Here is a 20,541-nt window from a genome sequence, read left to right as displayed (position 1 = left end):
GTGTCATGTTGGTGAAAGGCGCATTCGGACGGGAGAAAGAATAATGACAGTCAAGAAATCCATCCTGACGATGGAAGGAAAAAAGAACATTGCACTTAATGTGCGTGCGGGCGTGTTGGGCAAAGAGGCCGTAGACATTCGTCCGTTAGGTGCGCAGGGGCTGTGTAGCTACGATCTGGGGTTTAATAACACGGCCGGGTGTGAATCCGCCATCACCTATATTGACGCCGCCAATAGCGTGCTGTTGCATCGCGGGTTTCCGGTGGAGCAACTGGCTGAGAAATGTGATTTCACCGAGGTGTGTTACATCATGCTGCACGGTGATGCGCCGAATCGTGAACAGTACGATCAGTTTGTCAACAGCATCACGCGACATACCATGATTCATGAGCAGATCTCGCGTATGGTCAGTGGGTTTCGTCGTGACTCGCACCCGATGGCGCTGATGTGCGCGGTGGTCGGGGCGCTGGCGGCGTTTTATCACGACGTGCTGGATATTCACAACGAAGATCACCGCGAGCTGGCGGCGCTGCGCCTCTTATCGAAGATGCCGACGCTGGCCGCCATGAGCTACAAATTCTCCATTGAGCAACCGGGCGCCTATCCGCGCAACAGTCTCTCTTATACCGGCAGTTTCCTGCATATGCTGTTTTCCGTTCCGGCGGAAAAATATGAGGTTAACCCGGTGCTGGAACGTGCGATGAACCGGATGCTGATTTTGCACGCCGATCACGGCCAATGCCCCTCTACCACCGCAGTGAGAGCATCCGGCTCCTCCGGTGCCAACCCCTTCGCGTGCATTGCAGCTGGGCTTGCAACCATGTGGGGACCCAACCACGGCGGTGCCAATGAAGCCTGTATACGCATGCTGGAAGAGATCAATACCGTTGAACGTATTCCTGATTTTGTCCGCAGGGCCAAAGATCGCCGCGACTCGTTCCGTTTGCTGGGCTTCGGTAACTCGGTATATCACCATTTTGACCCGCGTGCGGCCGTGCTACGAAAAACATGTCATGAGGTACTCAATGAGATGGGACCGAAAGATAATCTGATGCAGGTAGCTATGGAACTGGAACATATCGCCATGACCGATCCCTATTTCCTTGAGCATCGCCTCTACACGAGTGTGGATTTCTACACGGCGGTGATCCTGAAAGCCATGAGGCTGCCGCCCTCTATGTTCCCGGTGATCTCTGCGGTAGGCCGTACTATCGGTTGGATTGCCCACTGGAAGGAACTGCACACTCAGGAACCCAAAATCTATCGCCCATGCCAGATTTATACTGGCCAACCGCGTCGGGACTACGCATCACAGTTGAAATAATGCATCAGCCATCCTCCGTGAAAACGGAGGATGGCTGTATCAAAGAAGGAAAATGGCTACGCGTGATCTTGCGCTGTCATCTGTGGCTCCGGTAAGAAGGGCGCAACATAGCGCTGGTAGCGAGAGGGTTTGAGCTGTGTCATATACACCAGCACCAGCCCATCAATTCAGTTGTTAAAATCAGGATCGATACCGAAATCGATAAACTGCACACCGCCGGTTTCGCACATCTCAGAATATTGCTTGTACAGCGTGGGAATCGCACATCCCATGTTATTGAGCATACTTTTTAGCCGCGTCAGATCTTGTTGATAGTCGGTGCCTTCAAACTGTTTTAACACATCGGGCAACGAGGCCGGATAAGGCTGACGTGAGGTAGCCATTGGCTGACTGGGGGAGAAGTACAGGCGATAAAAGGCAACCAGCAGATCCCGCGCGTGCGGTGGCAGGGTGCCGGAAAGCGAGACCGGGCCAAATAGATAGCGATATTGCGGGTAACGGGCGAGATACGCACCGATCCCCAGCCACAGATAGCCGAGCCCACGTTTTCCCCAATATTGGGGCTGAATGAAGCTGCGCCCCAATTCAATGCCCTGAGCCAGAATCGGATCCATCTCTACCCCATACTGAAACAGGCTGTGGCTATACAGGCCGTTAACGCCTTTATGGGCAATTTGCTGTGCGGCAGGCGTGAAGCGGTAGGCTCCGACAATCTCCAACTCCTTTTCATCCCATAAAATCAGATACAGGTAGTCGTCGTCATAGCTGTCCAGATCGCGTCGCTGGCCTGATCCTTCTCCAACGGCGCGGAACGCAATTTCGCGTAATCGTCCCAGTTCGCGTAGAATGGGCACATACCCTTCTTCACCGCGCCGATAAAGATAAATCACTTTTCCGTCAGGGGTGGTGCCTAAGGTTTCACACACGGCTAACGCGTGCTTTAGCGCCGCGCGATCCTCCGCCAGTGCAATGGTTTTTTCTCCCTGGAAAGCACCAGGTTTACCCAAACCCAAACGATAGACATGGCGGCGGAAACGAGCAGCAACATCGTTGGCATTCCACTCCCCCTGGCTCCAGGTGGCATAGGGAATGAGTGCACCAATGCGGATCTTGAGTTTCTGGCTGCGTTGTTGAAACATTTCCCGGACCAACAGCAGCGTTGAGAGCGGCCGGTAGAGCAAAGAAGAGAGGTAGAACAAGCTGCTGTTGCGTCCGCTGATATGAATGGGAACGACGGGCGCACGCGCTTTGCTTGCCATGCGAATAAAACCGCTATGCCAATGCCCATCGCGAATCCCTTGCAGGCTAATGCGTGACACTTCCCCTGCCGGGAACAGAATGATGGCACCCTCCTGACTGAGATGTTGTTGTATTGCGTTGATTTGTGAACGTTTAGTGCGATTGTTAACGTTATCGACGGCGAGCAGCACCCCTTTTAACGGAATAATGTAGGAGAGCACCTGGCTGGCTAAAATACGTACGTCAGGACGAACGCTCGCCACCGCACGCAGCAGCACCAGGCCATCCAATGAACCGATAGGATGGTTTGCGGCCAGCACTACTGGCCCTTGGCTAGGGATGTTTTCTAAATCCCCTTCCACCATTTCACAACTGAAATTGAAATAGTCCAGAATTTGCTCGACCAGATCCAGGCCTTTCAAATGAGGGTAACGTTAGGCGAATTGTTTCATTTCGCGCTCAAACAGCAGTGCGCGTAGAAGAGAACGTTGCCAGGACGGCGTTTGACGGTGTGGTACAAGGTCTTGCAGGATGGCATCTACGCTGAACATATTCGAGTCTCCCGTGACACTTCGAGGCCAAATTAAGTGATCGAAGTGACACATTTATGTCAACACAAAAATAATCTTGTCCCCGCCACCTTTTAATTTGCATCGGTGTGGGTTGCACTCCTGCACCTTCTTTCTACAACGAGAAGTATTTACGCAGATAGCGTACAAGCAAAGGCTTTCGGGGAGGGTGAGTCCCGCGATGACGTGCATTATGCGTAATAAGCGTATCGTATTGGCGACTAGGTCATGACAATTGCGAATTTATTCGCAATTGTCATATTCAATAGGCGATCAGAACAGCAGAATAAACCGTAGGCAAGGAGATGAGGGCCAACGATGATTTTATTCTGAGAGTAATTATCCGTACTTGTACTGTTTTTTGAATAAGTTTTTGCGTATAGTTTACCTTGGTTATTGTTCATCGCGGTATTTGCACGTTACCTCTTTTTTCAAATCGTAAAATTTGCTTTTATTGTTTATAGATTAAAGCTTTAATTAATTTTATTTTAATAGGTTTTGTGTATCGCATTACAGTGAAGAGAATGGTCCTACTTAATTTTGATGTCCACTATGTTCAACGGGTTAGTTCTTTTTTATTTTTTTGTTTATCTTCGGTTAGTATAAATTTAATCGCATTTTCTTTCAAAAAACGAGCTTGTGTTTTTTAAGTAAAATAACAATCTAAAACAGCTTTAAATAATCTTTGACAATAAACGAGCAAATTTTTATGCTACGGCTCAACTCTTTTTATGTCGTCATGTAAAGGTATGGCGTAAAGGCATTGTTTAAACCAATATTCTCATGGGCGTTAATGAGCGATCTAAGATATATGTCGCAGGATTTCCATTTCCTATGTTTCGTGTAAATAAACACATCATCAATAGGGTTAGGTTATTTTTAAAATAATACTTGCTTATCCCAGAGGGTTTTATGGCCTACTTGATTAATCAAACCATCATTTTCAATGATGGAGAGGGAACGTTATCTTGGCGCGATCGTGAAGGTGAAGCTATTTCATTGAGCGCGCCTATTGCACGCATACTCGCTACTCTGATTGATAATCCGGGGGTTACATTAAGCCGTGAATTGTTGCTACGAGAGGCACTAGAAAAGTATTCACTTTCTCCTTCTATCAGTAATTTCAATAATTATATCTCATTGCTTAAAAAGGTATTACGTAATTTTGGCTTGGCGGAGGCGATTGTCACTGTCCCGAAATCAGGTATTGTTTTTCATGTCGACAGTATTGAAGCGTACGCCAGACAACAAACTGACGTTCGCTCGGTGGGAAATACGGCAGAAACATCCATGAACGAACTGGGTCGTTGTGTAAATCCCCGATTGGTAGCGCCAGAAAAAGCATCTCCCCGGTTACAGATAGGTTATACGACCAAGATTATTTTTATCATCGGCATGATTCTGTTATTTATTTTGATTATGGTGTCATTTTCTGGTCGTTTTCCTTATCGACCTTTCGTCAGAGTCAATATGATTAATAAGTGCGATGTTTTTTCATTACAGGATGCGGTCAGCTACGAGTCGATCGCGAGTTATCAGGAACTCTGTGAGGATCATGTCTTGTTTATTTCATCAAAAACGATCCCGTTGCACAGTTCAGGAATGAAGAAGAATCGCATCATCATTGCATGTAGCAAACGTGGAAAAGGATGTACTACCTATGTTGAAAAATAATCTTGGTAATAAAATGGTATGGTTCAGCCTGTTATTATTGGTGACGGTTTTATTAGTTGGGCCCTATTATTTTAAACGTCAGTCCTTTCACAAACCGGTGATTTGTTGTGGCGAAGTGAGAGTCAGTGAGGGGAATGAAAAATATAGAATAAGGAAAGAATACGATGTCAATGTTTATTTAAGCGATAAAAATCGTGCATTAATTTTTATTGATGGTGTGTTTATTGGTGAGGATGATATTCCCCGGACCGTACAGCGCACGTTCAGTTTTGACTCCGTCTGGAATGAAAATCGTCTGTTAGTCAAGAATGTCGCACTGGATAAAAATCCGGAGGACAATGCACCCGATGACGCTTTCTCGATGATCGGAGAAAATGACATCCTGGAGTTCGAAATGCTGACGCGTGATGTCTACCTTATCAGCACAGCGTGGTCAAAATTGGCCTGCAATATCCGTTGATTTCGCCCCCGCAACCCCGTAACACCATGGTGACGGAGTGGGTAAATACGCGGCTGGGTCATCACTCGGCTGACGCATTATAGGTTATCTGGTTTACGTACCACGTTTTTTCGCCCGAAGGTGTTTTTACTTTCACCTCTTCGTCGCGTTCTTTCTTCAGCAACGCCCGCGCCATGGGGGCGTCGATTGAAATATAATCTTTACGCCCATAGATCTCATCAGGGCCTACGATGCGAAAGCGCATCTGGTCGCCTTGCTCGTTTTCTACTTCAACCCAGGCACCGAAGAACACTTTGCCTTCTTGCTGAGGGGAGTAATCGACAACACGAACGATTTCCAGACGTTTACGCAAGTAGCGCACCCGTCGGTCTATTTCGCGCAACAGCCGCTTGTTATATTGGTAGTCGCATTTTCACTGCGATCGCCTAAACTTGCCGCCCAAGCCACTTTTTCTGTAATTTCTCGACGACGTTCTTTCCAAAGATAGTTAAGCTCTTTGTAGAGCATGTCGTAACCTTCACGGGTGATAAGATCGGTTTTCATCGTTTGCTTTCATCATCGGTTATTACGAGTACGCATAGCGCGGCGTTGCTACATCCTAAGGCGATTGCACCTGTGAAATGAAGGAAATGATTGATTAATTCCTATTTTATTATGCTTTGTAACAATTTTTCCTGCAATATATACCAGAAACGACTGTCAGTAACTAATGGGTTTTTGAACAATACGGGCATCGGCAGCGATTACGCTTTTGGAAAATGAAAATGCAAGAGAACTATAAAATTCTGGTAGTAGATGATGATATGCGCCTGCGTGCACTGCTGGAGCGTTACCTGACGGAGCAAGGTTTTCAAGTACGTAGCGTAGCCAATGCTGAACAGATGGATCGTTTACTGACGCGTGAGTCCTTTCACCTGATGGTGCTGGACCTGATGTTACCCGGCGAAGATGGGCTCTCTATTTGCCGCCGCCTGCGTAGCCAAAGCAATCCGATGCCCATCATTATGGTGACGGCGAAAGGGGAAGAGGTTGACCGCATCGTTGGCCTGGAAATTGGTGCTGATGACTACATTCCTAAACCGTTTAACCCGCGCGAGCTGTTGGCGCGCATCCGTGCCGTGTTGCGCCGTCAGGCGAACGAGCTGCCGGGGGCGCCGTCACAGGAAGAGGCGGTGATCGCCTTTGGTAAGTTCAAGCTTAACCTTGGCACGCGCGAAATGTTTCGCGATGACGAGCCTATGCCGTTGACCAGTGGAGAATTTGCGGTGTTGAAAGCGTTGGTTAGCCACCCGCGTGAGCCGCTATCTCGCGATAAACTGATGAACTTGGCGCGTGGTCGTGAATACAGCGCCATGGAGCGCTCCATCGATGTGCAGATCTCGCGGCTGCGCCGTATGGTGGAGGAAGATCCGGCGCATCCGCGCTATATCCAAACCGTCTGGGGCCTGGGATACGTCTTTGTGCCGGACGGCAGTAAAGCATGAGACGATGGCGCTTTTCTCCGCGCAGTTCGTTTGCCCGGACGCTGTTGCTGATTGTTACTCTGTTGTTTGTCAGCCTAGTCACCACCTATCTGGTGGTGCTCAATTTTGCCATTTTGCCAAGTTTGCAGCAGTTCAACAAAGTTTTGGCCTACGAAGTGCGCATGCTGATGACCGACAGGCTGCAACTGGAGGATTGCTCTTCGTTGGAAGTGCCACAGGCGTTCCGGCGTGAAATCTATCGCGAGCTGGGGATTTCCCTGTATACCAACGCCGCGGCTGAGGAGAGCGGCCTACGTTGGGCGCAGCACTACAAGTTTTTGAGCCAGCAAATGGCCCAGCAGCTTGGCGGCCCGACGGATGTACGCGTTGAAGTCAGCAAGAACACCCCCGTGGTGTGGTTGAAAACCTGGCTTTCACCCGATATCTGGGTGAGGGTGCCCCTGACTGAAATCCATCAGGGCGACTTTTCTCCGCTATTCAGATACACGCTGGCGATTATGCTGCTCGTCATCGGCGGGGCATGGCTGTTTATTCGTTTGCAGAACCGACCGCTGGTGGAGTTGGAGTATGCGGCGCTGCAAGTGGGGAAGGGCATTATTCCGCCCGCGTTGCGTGAGTATGGTGCCTCCGAGGTTCGTTCGGTAACGCGCGCTTTCAACCAGATGGCATCGGGAGTCAAACTGCTGGCCGACGATCGTACGCTCTTGATGGCGGGTGTCAGCCACGATTTACGCACGCCGTTAACACGTATCCGGCTGGCGACCGAGATGATGAGCAAGGATGATGATTATCTGGCTGAGTCCATCAACAAGGATATTGAAGAGTGTAATGCCATTATCGAACAGTTTATCGACTATCTGCGTACGGGCCAGGAGATGCAGATGGAAGCGGCGGATCTGAACAGTATTCTGGGCGAGGTCGTGGCGGCGGAGAGCGGCTACGAGCGTCAGATTGACAGTGATTTCTCCGACGGTGAACTGATGGTGCGTATCAGCCCGCTCTCCATCAAACGTGCGGCGCTGAATCTGGTGGTTAATGCGACGCGCTATGGTAACGGCTGGATCAAGGTCAGCAGCGGACGAGAACTGCAACGTGTCTGGTTCCAGGTGGAAGATGATGGTCCGGGTATCGATCCTGCGCAGCTGGCACATCTGTTCCAACCGTTTGTGCGCGGTGACAGCGCGCGTACTACCAGCGGTACGGGATTAGGGCTGACAATCGTGCAGCGTATCATTGATGCGCATGACGGCGCGCTAGACGTGGGTACCAGCGAACGCGGTGGGTTGTGCGTGCGTGCTTATCTGCCCTTACCCTACGAGCGGACTAAAGAAGGGCCGTCTGCTGTTGAAAAAGAGGCGTCAGAAGGCTGAAACACGGCGGTTAACGCAGAAGAAAAAAGCGCGGGCAAGCCCGCGCTTTTGCGTTTTATGGTGTGATTTCCGCCCCAATTTCTGGTCCGGCGCTCACCAGCGCCTGGCCGGCAGGGGTGTCGGTATACTTGTCGAAGTTGGTGCAAAAACGCTGTGCCAAATCTTCGGCTTTCTCTTGCCACTTCGCCCGACTGGCATAGGTGTTGCGCGGATCCAGAATCTGAACATCGACGCCGGGCAGTGAGCGCGGAATAGCCAGATTGAAGATCGGCAACGTATGCATTTCAGCATCGTCAATGCTGCCATTGAGAATGGCATCAATGATGGCGCGGGTATCTTTAATCGAGATGCGTTTTCCCGAACCGTTCCAGCCGGTATTCACCAGATAGGCTTGTGCCCCTGCGGCTTTCATGCGTTTTACCAGCACTTCTGCATAAAGCGTAGGATGGAGCGACAGGAACGCCGCACCAAAACAGGCGGAAAACGTTGGCGTAGGCTCGGTGATACCGCGCTCTGTGCCAGCCAGTTTGGCGGTGAAGCCGGACAGGAAATGGTACTGCGTCTGGTCGGGCGTCAGGCGCGATACCGGCGGCAGAACGCCGAAAGCATCGGCCGTCAGGAAAATCACCTTGCGAGCGTGTCCCGCTTTAGAAACCGGTTTGACGATGTTGTGAATATGGTAAATGGGATAGGAGACGCGGGTGTTCTCTGTTTTGCTGCCATCGTTGAAATCCACGCTGCCATCTTCCCGTACCGTGACATTCTCTAGCAGCGCATCGCGTTTGATAGCACCGTAAATATCCGGTTCCGCTTCTTTCGACAGTTTGATGGTTTTGGCGTAGCAGCCGCCTTCAAAGTTGAACACGCCGTCATCATCCCAGCCGTGCTCATCGTCGCCAATCAACTGGCGCTTCGGATCGGTGGACAGCGTGGTTTTTCCGGTGCCGGACAGGCCAAAGAAAATGGCCATATCCCCTTTTTCACCGACGTTGGCGGAACAGTGCATGGAGGCAATGCCCTTGAGCGGCAGCAGGTAGTTCATGATCGAGAACATCCCTTTCTTCATTTCGCCACCGTACCAGGTGCCGCCGATCAGTTGGATCCGCTCTGTCAGGTTGAAGGCGACAAAATTTTCTGAGTTCAGCCCCTGCTCCTGCCATTGTGGATTGGTACATTTCGCCCCGTTCATCACGATGAAATCGGGCTCAAACTGCGTGAGCTCATCCTCTTGCGGGCGAATAAACATGTTTTTGACGAAGTGGGCCTGCCAGGCAACCTCGGTGATAAACCGCACTTTCAGACGAGTATCAGGGTTGGCTCCGCAGAAGGCATCGATGACAAACAGACGTTTGCCAGACAGTTGCTCGGTCACCAGCTGTTTCAGGTGACTCCAGACTTCTTGCGTCATGGGGTGGTTATCGTTCTTGCCTTTGCCTTGATCCGACCACCACACGTGTTCACGCGAGGTGTCATCACGAACGATATATTTATCTTTGGGCGAACGACCGGTAAAAACACCGGTGTCGACGGCGATAGCGCCCAGCTTGGTTTCTCTGCCGCGTTCATATCCCTCCAGGTCGGGAGCGACCTCTTCCTGAAAAAGTACTTCATAACTCGGATTGTATACAATCTCGCTGACATCGCGGATTCCATAAGCGGCGAGGGCTTGTGGTGCAATACCTTTGATCTGCATATCGCTACTCCTCAATAGTTATAGTCATACTGATAATCATTGTACGGAGTAAGCCTATTTTAGCTGGGATAACAATCATAAAATTAAATAATTTAAGACATGGTCTTGTTTAATTTTCGTTAAGTGAAGCGATTCTTCTACAGTGGGGGCGAAAAATGAAAACGGGCACCGAAGTGCCCGCTTAGTCAGTAGCTTGGTATTAATGATCTCTACGATCAATGCATTGTGGCGTCTGCGCTGGCGTGACGAATATCACTGATTTCGCTGGCGCTGAACAAGTAGTGAGTACCACAGTAATCGCAATGCATATCGATTTCTTGCTCCTGCTCCAACATCTCATGCAGATCGGCATCCGACAGCGTCATTAATGCATCTGCGCAACGTTCACGCGAACAGTGACAGTGACAGTGACAGTGACACGATACGGCCTGCGGCTCGTAGAGCGTCACCGATTCCTGATGGTAAAGGCGATACAACACCTCGTTCGCAGGCAAGGTAAACAGCTCTTCGTTTTTGATGGTTGTTGTCAATTGCACCAGATGATCAAAATCGTCGTGGCCGACGTGTTGGGCGGGCAGCACTTGCAGCAGCATGCCTGAGGCAAACGGGCGGCCTTCATGCTCCCCGCTGCGAATAAACAACCGGGTAGGCAACTGCTCGGATTGCAGGAAATAGTTTTCCAGACAACTGGCAACCGAATCCCCCTCCAGACCCACCACCCCTTGATAGCGCTCACCTTCCTCGGGCGTGATCGTGATCACCAGATAGCCATTACCTACCATGTCACGCAGCGTCGCGTCGGGCGCAATCTCGCCTTGCAAACGGGCAACGCCGCGCATTTGCTGCTGATTATTGCCGTTGATGACAGTGAGTTTCAGCGGGCCGTCGCCTTGAAGCTGTACGGTGATATCGCCATTGAACTTCAACGTCGCCGTCAACAGGCTGGTGGCGGCAAGCATATCACCCAGAATCAGGCGCACCGGTGCCGGGTAGTCGTGGTTTTCCAGAATCTGTTGGTAGGTATTACTGATTGTCACCAACTCGCCGCGAACGGCATGATTTTCAAACAAATAACGGTGTAGTTGGACATGGTTTCTCTCTTAGTGGTCAGTGCTACTCTGCATCGTGGTTCTTAAATTTTATCAGATCGCGCCGTTCTTTTTTATCGGGACGACGATCCGGGTGCGACATTGTCAGGGCATTCATCTTGCGAGCCAAGGCGACCTTTTCACGTTTTTCGATGCTTTGCTCGGTCTCTCGATACAGCAATTGCGCTTCAGGTGCCGAACGACGTTGTGAACTGAGGGCAGAGACCATTACGGTGCGTTCGTCGTTGCCCTGGAGCAGTTTTATTTCAGCATCCAGTTCTACCAGTTTGCTGGGCTTGGTGCGCTGCCCATTGTAATGCACCTTGCCACCGTCGATGGCTTCGCGCGCGACAGCCCGGGTTTTGTAGAATCGAGCGGCCCAGAGCCATTTGTCCAGGCGAATACTGTCATCTGACTCGGTCTTCTCTTTCATATCAACCTCTTGCTCATATACGTCTGGAGCATAAAACGCATTATCCGGACGCGCGTTGTACCATGGGCGGGCAGGAACGCCAGATAATCATTCATGGCTGGATGGCGAGCAAAGGATTTCTCCTGCTGGCCTGAGTCCGGATTGGTGACCCCCAGGCAGTAGCGCAGGCCAAACGCTTTGGCGGCATTCAGAATCGGTTCGCTGTCATCGATAAACAGCGTGCGTTCAGTATCAAATCCTACCTGCGCGTGCACCTGTTGCCACAGTTGCTGATGCTCCTTCGGATACACATACGTATGGGTGGAAAGTAATAAATCAAGGTGTCTGTCGAGCCCGGTATGCGCCATTTTGACCGCCAGACCGTGTGGATGGGCGTTGGTAAGCAATACACGCTGTTTGCCACTGGCGGCCAATGCGGTGAGAAACGGCTCGGTATCGGCGCGCAAACGGGCGCGTGCGCCTATTTCACTGGTCATCTGATAGATATCAAGACCGAGGCGTTCGCTCCAGTAATCAAAGCAGTACCAGTTCAATGTGTGTTGAACGGCGTGATACTCCCAGTCAATCACTGCTTTGGCATCCCTCAGGGAGATATCCCTTTCCACGCTCAGTCGCTGCGGCACCAGTTGCAGCCAGAAGTAGCTGTCAAAGGCCAGGTCCAGCAGGGTGCCATCCATGTCCAGGATAACGGTATCGATATCATTCCAATTGAGATCTTGCTGCATCTGTACTCCGGTAGCGGCGCTGGCATGCTCTCTGCGGTCGTCAGCAACGGAACGGGTCGTGTTTAGACGCGTCTAATCATTCATCCGTTAGGCACGGCCTTCCATCAAAATAGGTGTAGCGAGTCGGGTTGAAAAGCACGCATCGTAGTACTGTTTGATATCACGTTCGCGCTGCTGGCTTTTGCGCATTTTTACCAGCATCAGCACCAGATTGGCAACCAATACCACCGAGAGCACCAGCATCAATAACCCATTGCCGAAATAGCGCCACAGCGTGATGGCGTCAGGATCGCTGCGTAAATTGATGTGCTGCGTTCCGTTGGCATCGGTGGAGAGTTGTGTGATGACCCCTTTGGCGCTAAAGGGGGTGTGCAGCAGCATGGCGGAAAGCCGTTGCAACTCTTGCCATTGCTCTGTTGCATGATATTCATTAAACGGTTTGGGTGGCAGCGGGTAGTTTACGAGTTGGCGGCCTTCGTCGCTGCGGATAAGAAAGCCGCTGGGTGGCGAGCTGTTCAGCGAGTCGGTGGCCGCGTTAATCTCTTGGTAGAAAAAAGACTCCGTGGCGCTGACCACCAACGATTCCAGCGATTCAGCATTAACGGAGCGCAGCAGAACGTTCATCCCCTTAAGCGATCCTGATTTTGCGCGTCTGACCAAGGCATCCCAGGTTTTCACATTGCCCAGATTGACCAGCGCATTTTTCAGCCGCGTGCAATCCTCTTCACGTGTACACAGATCCTGGGTTTTCAGCACGATATCAGAGAAATTGTTGAGCAGTACCATACCTGATTTCTGAATAGCGGACGCGAGCTGCGTGCTGACTTTACCTTCATCATTGGTCACGGGATGCAACTGTGCGTTCACCACGGACAGTAGCGCCGACGCTTTTTCGATCACGTCCGATTCAGGTAGCGGTAACGACCCGGCCTTGTTCCAGTAGATGGCAGAGCAATCAAACGGGGTAAAAGCATAGGGCTTTACGTTACCCGGATAGCGGTTGCCCGCAGGCACATCGCACATGCCGGTGCTTTGAATGTCCAACTTATCGCCGATTTTCAGGTGGGCGTTTTGCAATTCGTCAACCTGTACCACTTTGATATTCTGTGCGCCGTGCAGCCAGCTCATGCTCAGGTTGAGCGGTAATTCCAACGGCAAGAAGCTGAGCAACAAGATAAGGGGCAGTAGCGCACCCGCAGAGAGAATCAGGTTTTTTCCAAAACGCTGAAGGGGGAAACGGCTGACTTCCTCGTGGAGTGAGAGAAATTCGCCTTGGCGAACGACCTGACGATTCAGATAGATGTCGACTTGGGTTTTCTGCGCCAAATCGTAGGCGATATAAGGCTGCCAATGGGGTGGATAGATAAGATCGATATTGCCCAGCGAAATATTGCCAATCTGCTCCTGGTTCGATTCGCCAAACAGGCCGAGGCACTGTGGCGTGCCATTCAGGCAATGTACCTCTTGCAGTTCACGCTCCGAGGGGGCGCGAAACAGCTGCCAGCAGCTCCAGGCCGCCAGCAGCACGGCGGCAGCGGCAAGCCAGGGCATCACCACCAACGGCGTCATCAGGCTGATAAGCAATAGCAGAAAAGCCAATGAAATCAAAAGCGATTCTCGAATGCTCGAGGCGTGATGCACGGCGTACTCTTCTCGTGTTTCCTTGCGAACGGCAACCAGCTCGGCGCGTTCATTCCCCTCTTCTCGAATCGAGGCATTACGTTCAGGTATTAACGGTGGCGGTAAAATGCTCTGATCGCTTTGCTCAACGCATTCACTCAAGGAATGTCCGTTGAGCGCAACGACCAGCGGAATTGAGCGGGTGCTAATCAGCTCAATATGGTTGTTCTCGGTGATGTACTGTTCCCAGTCAGCAGGCAGGTGTATCTCTTGCGTATCAATAAAATAACGCCATTTGTTTGCCGTGCTGGTAGTGAGGCCATAACGCGTAATGCTGTGGGTGAGCACATAGACGCGCGGATCCTGGCGAGTACGCTGTAACACAGGCAACGTGCCGGACGCTGACAGTTGCAGATTGGCGAGTGTCAAATAGCGCTCAATGGCGGCACGCTCATCGTGCGTTAATGTGCGTTCTCGCGCGTGCATGACGGCGAAGGACGGTTTTGTAAAGGGCAAATGACGACGCATACGGTATCCAGTCTAACTTCCGATGACGATAAGACAGGCAAACAATAGGGATAAAAGAATAACTATTGTGCTCATGCCATCCTCATTCCAACGCTGATAATTCGGATACTAGCAAACTTATCCCGAGAGTGATAATTCGTATGTCATTGTTAATCAGCTTGAATCACTCATTAACGCAATAAATTTTTCCTATATTTCTTCGATCTTACCAAGAGGAAATCAGAAGAAAACATGGGGAAAATCTGAATTTATTGTGATGTGTTGACTTTTATTTTTTTCGGGGAAAAACCGTAATGTTTGTTATTTGTTGCGATTGCGTAAATTGAGTCTTTTCAGAGTTGCGGTAAAATGGCTTATTAACGCACAATGTGAGCAACATCAAAAAAGAAAATTAACGTTTTTTTTGCATTCTGCGGCGTTCCCGTTACGGAAAAAGAGGTGCCGGTTCCTCACCTTTTTTTGACGGATATCAATTTTTTTGCTGTCGCAGGAATGCCTCGTAGGGCGAATATATTTATGGATAACAATCTGAAAAAACCGAAAATTCTGAACGTGGAAACGGTGGCTCCCTCGCGTCTGTTTAACGTGGAATCGGTTGATCTTGAGTTCAGCAACGGCGTGCGCCGTGTGTATGAACGGATGCGCCCCTCGGGGCGAGAAGCGGTGATGATTGTGCCGATTATCGATAATCAACTGGTGCTGGTGCGCGAATACGCCGTCGGTATCGAGCAGTATGAATTGGGGTTCCCCAAAGGGCTCATCGATCCGGGGGAAACCGTTTTTGAAGCGGCGAATCGTGAATTGATGGAAGAATCGGGATTCGGCGCACACCAGATGTCGCTGTTGGCGACGCTGACGTTGGCGCCTTCCTATTTCTCCAGCCGCATGAATATCGTGGTCGCGCGTGACCTTTATCCGCAGACGCGAGAAGGGGATGAGCCTGAGCCGCTGATTCCAGTGCGCTGGCCATTGGATAATTTGCTGGGCCTGTTGCAGGAGCCGGATTTTCGCGAAGCGCGTAACGTCAGTGCGCTGTTTTTAACGCGCGAGTGGTTGGCAGGACAGACACCTTCATCGTCCCCGGCCTAGGCCGGGGAACGCTTGCAGAAATAATCCGTTTGGTTTGTAAGCGATTCCCGCCTGCGCGGGAATGACGGTAAGGTGCTCGTCCGTGGCGAAGCGTTAAAACAGCTCTTCGCTCTGACCGTTTTCCATCAAGGTGGTGCCTGCCTCGTGGACTTCAAACTCCGTAGGTTGCGTGCCATCGATAAAATATTCCGCACGGCTGTTGCTACCGCCGCTGGAGAGTTTACCGGTGTAGCGATCGATGGTGACGGTAACGACGCCCGGCGGCGTTGTCAGCGGCTGCTCTGCCACGCCTTGCAGGGCGACTTTCATATAGTCATCCCACGCAGGTTGGGCACTCTTTGCGCCGCCCTCATAACCCGATATCTGATCTTTAATCGCACCAGAAACCGTGCTGCGGCCCAGATCGCGGCGATGGTCATCAAAGCCAATCCACACCGAGGTGACAAGGTTGGGTCCGTAGCCGGAGAACCAGGCATCTTTGGAACTGTTGGTGGTGCCGGTTTTGCCGCCGATGTCATGGCGCTGCAAATTTTTACCGGCACGCCAGCCCGTTCCCATCCAGCCGGGTTCGCCAAAGACGTTACTGTTGAGCGCACTCTTCATCAGAAACGACAACGGCGTACTGATGACATGCGGCGCATACGGCAGCGTACTTACCTGCGCTTTGGTTGGCGTGACGGCATCAATCTGTGGTTGAGGCACAGTGCCCTGCTGCTCTTGTGAAGTGGCGACGTTCTCCATGCTGTCCGTTGAGAGTACGGCTGAGCGCGGTGTTTCACCATAAACCAGCGGCAGATTGCAGGTGTCGCACACGGTTTTCGGCGTTGCGTTGAAAAGCGCGTTACCAGCGTCATTCTTGATGCGGGAAATGAAGTAAGGTTCAACCAGGTAACCCCCGTTGGCCATCACGGCATAGCCTCTGACTACCTGGAGCGGCGTGAAGGAGGCAGCCCCCAGCGCCAGCGATTCGGTACGCACAATGTTTTGCTGCGGGAAACCGAAACGCTGTAGATAATCAGCCGCATAATCAACGCCCATAGCGCGCATCGCTCGCACCATCACCACGTTTTTAGACTGACCCAGTCCTTGACGTAAGCGAATCGGACCGTCGTAGGTTGCCGGAGAGTTCTTTGGACTCCAGTCTGAGCCAGCGCCCGCATCCCAACGAGTGATCGGCACGTCGTTGAGGATAGTAGCCAGCGTCAGCCCCTTATCCATGGCGGCGGTGTAGAGGAACGGTTTGATATTGGAACCAATCTGACGCAGCGCCTGCGTGGCGCGGTTGAACTTGCTCTGATTGAAATCAAAGCCGCCCACCAGCGCTTCAATGGCACCGTTGGTCGGGTTCATGGACACCACCGCGGAGTTGACGTCCGGCGCTTGTCCCAGCCACCAGTCGTTGCCCACTTTACGCACCCACACCTGCTGGCCGGTCTGCACTACATCGGTGACGCGGCGTGGCATCGCACCTTGCAGTACGTCGGATTTAAACGGACGCGCCCATTTCATACCGGCCAGCGGTAGCACAACGCTGCTGCCATCGGCCATAAGCGCGGTGGCTTTGTCGGCATCACTTTGGGTAATAACTGCGGGGTTTAGCGGACCGTAGTTAGGCGTGTTTTTCAATTCATTGATAATGCGCGTTTGATCCCAGGCGCTTTCACCCACTTTCCACAGCACTTTTTCCGGGCCGCGATAGCCATGGCGAATATCATAGGCCATGACGTTATTGCGCAGCGCCTCTTCTGCGGCGAGCTGACGTTTCTTGGTGATGGTGGTGTAGACCTTATAGCCATCGTTATAGGCGTCTTCACCGTAGCGTTTCACCATCTCCTTACGCACCATTTCGGCCAGATATGACGCGGAGAAGGCAATCTCCGGTACGTGGTAGTCGGCCACCAGCTTCTCATTACGAGCCTGATCGTACTGGGCCTGCGTGATATAATTTTCATCGCGCATACGGGCCAGCACCACATTGCGGCGCGCCACGGCGCGATCGTAGGAGTAGAGCGGGTTAAAGGTGGACGGTGCTTTAGGTAAACCGGCGATGGTGGCCATTTGGCTCAGCGTCAGTTGGTCAACTGAGCGGCCAAAGTAGACGTGCGCGGCAGCACCCACCCCGTAGGCGCGATATCCGAGATAAATCTTGTTGAGATAAAGCTCCAGGATCTCGTCTTTGGTCAGCAACTGCTCAATGCGGATCGCCAGAAACACTTCTTTGATCTTACGGATCAGCGTGCGTTCCGGGCTCAAAAAGAAGTTACGCGCCAACTGCTGCGTGATGGTACTCGCCCCTTGCGATGCGTGCCCAGAGGTCAACGCAATAGTGGCGGCGCGCACAATCCCTACCGGATCGACACCGTGATGCTCGTAGAAGCGGCTGTCTTCGGTAGCGATAAACGCGTGGACCATTTCAGGCGGAATCTGACCCAACTTCAGCGGAATGCGGCGCTTCTCGCCGAACTGGGCAATCAGCTCACCGTCGGCGCTGAACACCTGCATCGGCGTTTGTAAACGGACATCTTTCAACGTTGCTACATCGGGCAACTGAGGCTCGATATAACGATATAGCCCATATATCGATGCGGTTCCAAGCAGAATGCAAGTCACTGCAAGGATAAATAAATACTTTACGAACTTCACCGGGAATTTTCCATTCAGTAGCGTGTGGACAGTTTCTAAACAATTGCCCGCTATTATAAAGGTAAGCCTGCACTGTGGATACGTTCTTTTATTCAGCACACGTTTTCAGCAACGCGTGTCCTTCTCAACGACGAGGGAGAGGTCGCATTGAACATGGTTTATCACCATTGGCAGGTCGGATTAGATATACAAAACGGATGTCTGCGTGCCCTGGCCGTACAGCGCCGCCGGCATGGCTGGCAACTGCGTCAGTGGTGGCAAATCCCACTGCCTGCGGACACATTAAGGGAGGGAAGTTTACAGCATTCCGACGCGTTGTGCGATGTCCTGACGCAATGGCGACGGGTGCTACCGCGCCGAATATCGCTGCGCGTTGGCTTTCCGGCCCAGCGCGTGTTGCAGCAGCTTATGGCGGCCCCTGACAGCCGTCTGCGGGAGCCGGAGCGCAGGTGGTATATTGACCATCAGGCGGCGCGCCAGTTTCCCATTGGTCGAGAATCATTGGTGCTCGACTATCGCAGTGAGCCCCAGTCACCGGGGTCGTTGCTGATCACCGTGGCCAAACGTGAGGAGGTGGCGCAGTGGCAACACTGCCTACATCGTTCCGGGCTAACGCCGGATGTGCTGGATATTGTACCTTGCGCGTTGCGCACCATGGCCCAATTGGCGGGGGTGGCTTCCGATTCCCTGTTGTTGCACCGCCTTGATACCGATCACTGGCTGTGGGTTTCGCCGTTATCCCAGCCTCTATAGTTTGGTGTTATCTCACAAGACGTGGTGACACAGTATGGCGATATCGTTACCTGTGTGAGTAATCACTACACTGGTAAGCGAGGTTAAATCACGTATTACAGTGGTGAATGCGGCGAGGATATCCCGTTCTCTGCGCACCCGCTGGCATCGTGGTCGCCGTTTGACATTTTGCATCAAGCCTATCCGCCGCTGCCGCTTAACCCGTCCCAGTTTGTGGTGGCGGGCGGTTTGGCCCTGCGGGCGGACGATTAATGCACGCCTTTCGCGTCAATCTGTTGCCATGGCGTCAACGCCGATGGGTACGAGATACTCGCCGTTGGTGGCTGCGGCTGCTGTTTTTCCTGGGGAGCTTGTTGATCGCGTTGGCGGTATGCCGTGGGGGGCTTGATCAACAACGTGGCGCGATGGAGGAAACGCTGCGCACGTTGCAACAAAAGCACTTCGCTGACAGCGAACAACTGCTCGAGGTACAACGGTTGATGGCCGCCCTGCAACAGTGGCACGCGCAGCAGCAGGCAGAAAACAAAACCCGAGTGCATAACCGGGGTTATGAACAGCTGTTAAAGCAGCTGGCACAGTGGATGCCTGATGGGCTGTGGCTTACCGCCATCACCGTGCAGGATGGCAAAGTCTATCTGACGGGCAGAAGCCATGGGTATGCCTATATCGTGCACTTCAGTTCCCGACTCGAAGCCGAAACAGCGCTGACGTCAGTACGTCTGATGCAAACACGGCAGGAAAGAATGGCGTCACCTGAGGGGGAAGTACCAGTGTTGACGTTTCACCTTCAGGCGGATTGGCACGTTGAGCGCCTTTCTTTGCAGGATGAGCCCCATGATGAGTAGTGTGCGCTCTCTGTGGCTGAGGTTTATGGCGACCTCACGATGGGTGCAGTGGTTGGTGCAAGGTCTGGTGATGGGGATGCTAGCCGCGTTGGGGTATTACACGGCGCTGCAACCGGAACGTGCCGCCGTGGAACGCTTGCGACAGCATATTGTGCACTCGAGTGAGGCGAACGCTGCGCTGGTGCTGCGTTTAGATGATTTCCCCGCACTGGCGACGTTGCAACAACAGTGGGATTCCTTGCCGGATAAACCGGTTCATCACGCGACGGTGGCGCTGACAGAGCGCTTGCTGCCGCCGCTCTCTGCATCGAATGTGGCATTAATAACATTACAACCTCCGAACATCCCCATCTACAGCCGTGTAAAATGATAGTAAGTACTTACTTTTTTGGTGCATTGATGCTCATTCAGCACATCACTGCGTCCACGCAACCGCTGCATATACACTCGCTCTCCATCGATGTCCAACACGAGGTGTTGCATCTGGAAATGCAGCTTGCTGTTCCTGACTCTGGTGAGGAGGCGCCACGATGAAAGCGACTCATGGCTGGATGCTGGTACTGGCACTGTGCTCACCGGTAGCACTCAGCGATCTTGCACGCACAGGGCGCGATACTTTTCAGCCAGCCGCCAGGCACACAGTCGATGGGGATGAAATTGTGCGATGGCGGCTGGAAGGTGTGATTGGGGATACCGCAGGGTGGTCTGGCTGGCTTTCTGCGCCAGGGGAACCTTGGCTCATGGTGAACGTGGGCGATGCGCTGGCATCCACGGGGTGGACAATTTGCGCCATCGACGAGCACGGTGTTTTGGTGGAAAAGTCGGTGGTGGATGCAACAGGACAAGCACGGCACTGGGTGCGAACGCTGCCTGTTGCACGGTCATCGCGCCATGGCGCGATACGTTGAGTTTTGTAGCGTTGCACACGGAGGGAAGCAAGATGAAAAGGCCAGGGAAGCTGAGTGCTGTGGGGGTGTTACTGTGTGCTTTGCTGGGAGGACATG

General features: G+C 52.1%; 14 protein-coding genes and 4 pseudogenes. 10 read left to right on the top strand and 8 right to left on the bottom strand.

Features of this window, described 5'->3' with window-relative positions; genetic code table 11:
• Positions 1-43: 43 nt before the first annotated feature.
• Positions 44-1,324, top strand: a complete 1,281-nt coding sequence (locus tag CS369_RS17520) for a citrate synthase (protein ID WP_196908097.1) — start codon at positions 44-46, stop codon at positions 1,322-1,324.
• Positions 1,325-1,380: 56 nt separating this feature from the next.
• Here CS369_RS17520 and CS369_RS17515 read toward each other — a convergent pair.
• Positions 1,381-3,114 (bottom strand): annotated as a pseudogene (locus CS369_RS17515) (lysophospholipid acyltransferase family protein).
• 930 nt (positions 3,115-4,044) lie between these two features.
• Between CS369_RS17515 and CS369_RS17510 the strand changes: the two are divergent.
• Together CS369_RS17510 and CS369_RS17505 are read left to right on the top strand one after the other, a co-directional pair.
• Complete coding sequence (locus CS369_RS17510; protein ID WP_196908096.1) at positions 4,045-4,806, top strand: CadC family transcriptional regulator; 762 nt, start codon at positions 4,045-4,047, stop codon at positions 4,804-4,806.
• The gene (locus CS369_RS17505; protein ID WP_244665076.1) at positions 4,793-5,266 is read left to right on the top strand and encodes a FidL; all 474 of its coding nucleotides are present in this window, start codon (positions 4,793-4,795) and stop codon (positions 5,264-5,266) included. The genes CS369_RS17510 and CS369_RS17505 overlap by 14 nt, the downstream gene beginning before the upstream one ends.
• A gap of 61 nt (positions 5,267-5,327) precedes the next feature.
• Here CS369_RS17505 and greB read toward each other — a convergent pair.
• A pseudogene (gene greB / locus CS369_RS17500) lies at positions 5,328-5,809 on the bottom strand (transcription elongation factor GreB).
• Between the two features lie 221 nt (positions 5,810-6,030).
• Between greB and ompR the strand changes: the two are divergent.
• Together ompR and envZ are read left to right on the top strand one after the other, a co-directional pair.
• Complete coding sequence (gene ompR / locus CS369_RS17495) at positions 6,031-6,750, top strand: two-component system response regulator OmpR (protein ID WP_001157747.1); 720 nt, start codon at positions 6,031-6,033, stop codon at positions 6,748-6,750.
• Entirely contained in the window at positions 6,747-8,120 is a 1,374-nt protein-coding gene (gene envZ, locus CS369_RS17490; RefSeq protein WP_196908095.1) for a two-component system sensor histidine kinase EnvZ, read from the top strand. Before ompR ends, envZ begins: the two co-directional genes overlap by 4 nt.
• Positions 8,121-8,175: 55 nt before the next feature.
• On the opposite strand, the gene pckA is transcribed toward envZ, so the two are convergent.
• The 5 genes and pseudogenes from pckA to CS369_RS17465 form a co-directional block, all read right to left on the bottom strand.
• Positions 8,176-9,813 carry a phosphoenolpyruvate carboxykinase (ATP) gene (pckA, locus tag CS369_RS17485; RefSeq protein WP_196908094.1) on the bottom strand — a complete coding sequence of 546 codons (1,638 nt, stop codon included), beginning with the start codon at positions 9,811-9,813 and terminating at the stop codon, positions 8,176-8,178.
• Between the two features lie 215 nt (positions 9,814-10,028).
• Positions 10,029-10,904: pseudogene (hslO, locus tag CS369_RS17480) on the bottom strand (Hsp33 family molecular chaperone HslO); the annotation flags it as partial.
• Between the two features lie 22 nt (positions 10,905-10,926).
• Complete coding sequence (gene hslR / locus CS369_RS17475; RefSeq protein WP_196908092.1) at positions 10,927-11,334, bottom strand: ribosome-associated heat shock protein Hsp15; 408 nt, start codon at positions 11,332-11,334, stop codon at positions 10,927-10,929.
• Complete coding sequence (gene yrfG, locus CS369_RS17470) at positions 11,331-12,059, bottom strand: GMP/IMP nucleotidase (RefSeq protein ID WP_196908091.1); 729 nt, start codon at positions 12,057-12,059, stop codon at positions 11,331-11,333. The genes hslR and yrfG overlap by 4 nt, the downstream gene beginning before the upstream one ends.
• A gap of 87 nt (positions 12,060-12,146) precedes the next feature.
• Positions 12,147-14,282 (bottom strand): annotated as a pseudogene (locus tag CS369_RS17465) (IgaA/UmoB family intracellular growth attenuator).
• 441 nt (positions 14,283-14,723) lie between these two features.
• On the opposite strand from CS369_RS17465, the gene nudE reads away from it, so the two are divergent.
• A complete protein-coding gene (gene nudE / locus CS369_RS17460) occupies positions 14,724-15,296 on the top strand; it encodes an ADP compounds hydrolase NudE (protein ID WP_196908090.1) in 573 nt (190 codons plus the stop codon).
• A 93-nt stretch (positions 15,297-15,389) separates the two neighbouring features.
• On the opposite strand, the gene mrcA is transcribed toward nudE, so the two are convergent.
• Positions 15,390-17,939 carry a peptidoglycan glycosyltransferase/peptidoglycan DD-transpeptidase MrcA gene (gene mrcA / locus CS369_RS17455; protein ID WP_196908088.1) on the bottom strand — a complete coding sequence of 850 codons (2,550 nt, stop codon included), beginning with the start codon at positions 17,937-17,939 and terminating at the stop codon, positions 15,390-15,392.
• Positions 17,940-18,092: 153 nt separating this feature from the next.
• Here mrcA and pilM point away from each other — a divergent pair, with 153 nt between their 5' ends.
• The 4 genes from pilM (at position 18,093) to CS369_RS17435 (ending at position 20,445) form a co-directional block, all read left to right on the top strand.
• Positions 18,093-18,692, top strand: a complete 600-nt coding sequence (pilM, locus tag CS369_RS17450; protein ID WP_374191082.1) for a type IV pilus biogenesis protein PilM — start codon at positions 18,093-18,095, stop codon at positions 18,690-18,692.
• A gap of 251 nt (positions 18,693-18,943) precedes the next feature.
• On the top strand, positions 18,944-19,537 hold the full coding sequence (locus CS369_RS17445; protein ID WP_196908083.1) for a PilN domain-containing protein: 594 nt from the start codon (positions 18,944-18,946) through the stop codon (positions 19,535-19,537).
• Complete coding sequence (locus tag CS369_RS17440; protein WP_196908079.1) at positions 19,527-19,907, top strand: hypothetical protein; 381 nt, start codon at positions 19,527-19,529, stop codon at positions 19,905-19,907. The genes CS369_RS17445 and CS369_RS17440 overlap by 11 nt, the downstream gene beginning before the upstream one ends.
• Before the next feature lie 160 nt (positions 19,908-20,067).
• Positions 20,068-20,445, top strand: coding sequence for a DNA utilization family protein (locus CS369_RS17435; protein ID WP_196908078.1), 378 nt, complete (start codon positions 20,068-20,070; stop codon positions 20,443-20,445).
• Positions 20,446-20,541: the final 96 nt, after the last annotated feature.

The sequence above is a fragment of the Candidatus Symbiopectobacterium sp. 'North America' genome, assembly GCF_015762685.1.
In the GTDB taxonomy this organism is placed as follows: Bacteria; Pseudomonadota; Gammaproteobacteria; order Enterobacterales; family Enterobacteriaceae; genus Symbiopectobacterium.
This window is presented reverse-complemented; position numbering and strand designations above follow the sequence as displayed.

Bases quoted from the DNA above. Each gene is read 5' to 3' on its own strand.
- CS369_RS17505 (WP_244665076.1), top strand. From the start codon at position 4,793: ATGTTGAAAAATAATCTTGGTAATAAAATGGTATGGTTCAGCCTGTTA.
- pckA (WP_196908094.1), bottom strand. From the start codon at position 9,813: ATGCAGATCAAAGGTATTGCACCACAAGCCCTCGCCGCTTATGGAATC.
- CS369_RS17445 (WP_196908083.1), top strand. From the start codon at position 18,944: ATGCACGCCTTTCGCGTCAATCTGTTGCCATGGCGTCAACGCCGATGG.
- envZ (WP_196908095.1), top strand. From the start codon at position 6,747: ATGAGACGATGGCGCTTTTCTCCGCGCAGTTCGTTTGCCCGGACGCTG.
- CS369_RS17510 (WP_196908096.1), top strand. From the start codon at position 4,045: ATGGCCTACTTGATTAATCAAACCATCATTTTCAATGATGGAGAGGGA.
- yrfG (WP_196908091.1), bottom strand. From the start codon at position 12,059: ATGCAGCAAGATCTCAATTGGAATGATATCGATACCGTTATCCTGGAC.
- nudE (WP_196908090.1), top strand. From the start codon at position 14,724: ATGGATAACAATCTGAAAAAACCGAAAATTCTGAACGTGGAAACGGTG.
- CS369_RS17520 (WP_196908097.1), top strand. From the start codon at position 44: ATGACAGTCAAGAAATCCATCCTGACGATGGAAGGAAAAAAGAACATT.
- CS369_RS17440 (WP_196908079.1), top strand. From the start codon at position 19,527: ATGATGAGTAGTGTGCGCTCTCTGTGGCTGAGGTTTATGGCGACCTCA.
- pilM (WP_374191082.1), top strand. From the start codon at position 18,093: ATGGTTTATCACCATTGGCAGGTCGGATTAGATATACAAAACGGATGT.
- ompR (WP_001157747.1), top strand. From the start codon at position 6,031: ATGCAAGAGAACTATAAAATTCTGGTAGTAGATGATGATATGCGCCTG.
- CS369_RS17435 (WP_196908078.1), top strand. From the start codon at position 20,068: ATGAAAGCGACTCATGGCTGGATGCTGGTACTGGCACTGTGCTCACCG.
- hslR (WP_196908092.1), bottom strand. From the start codon at position 11,334: ATGAAAGAGAAGACCGAGTCAGATGACAGTATTCGCCTGGACAAATGG.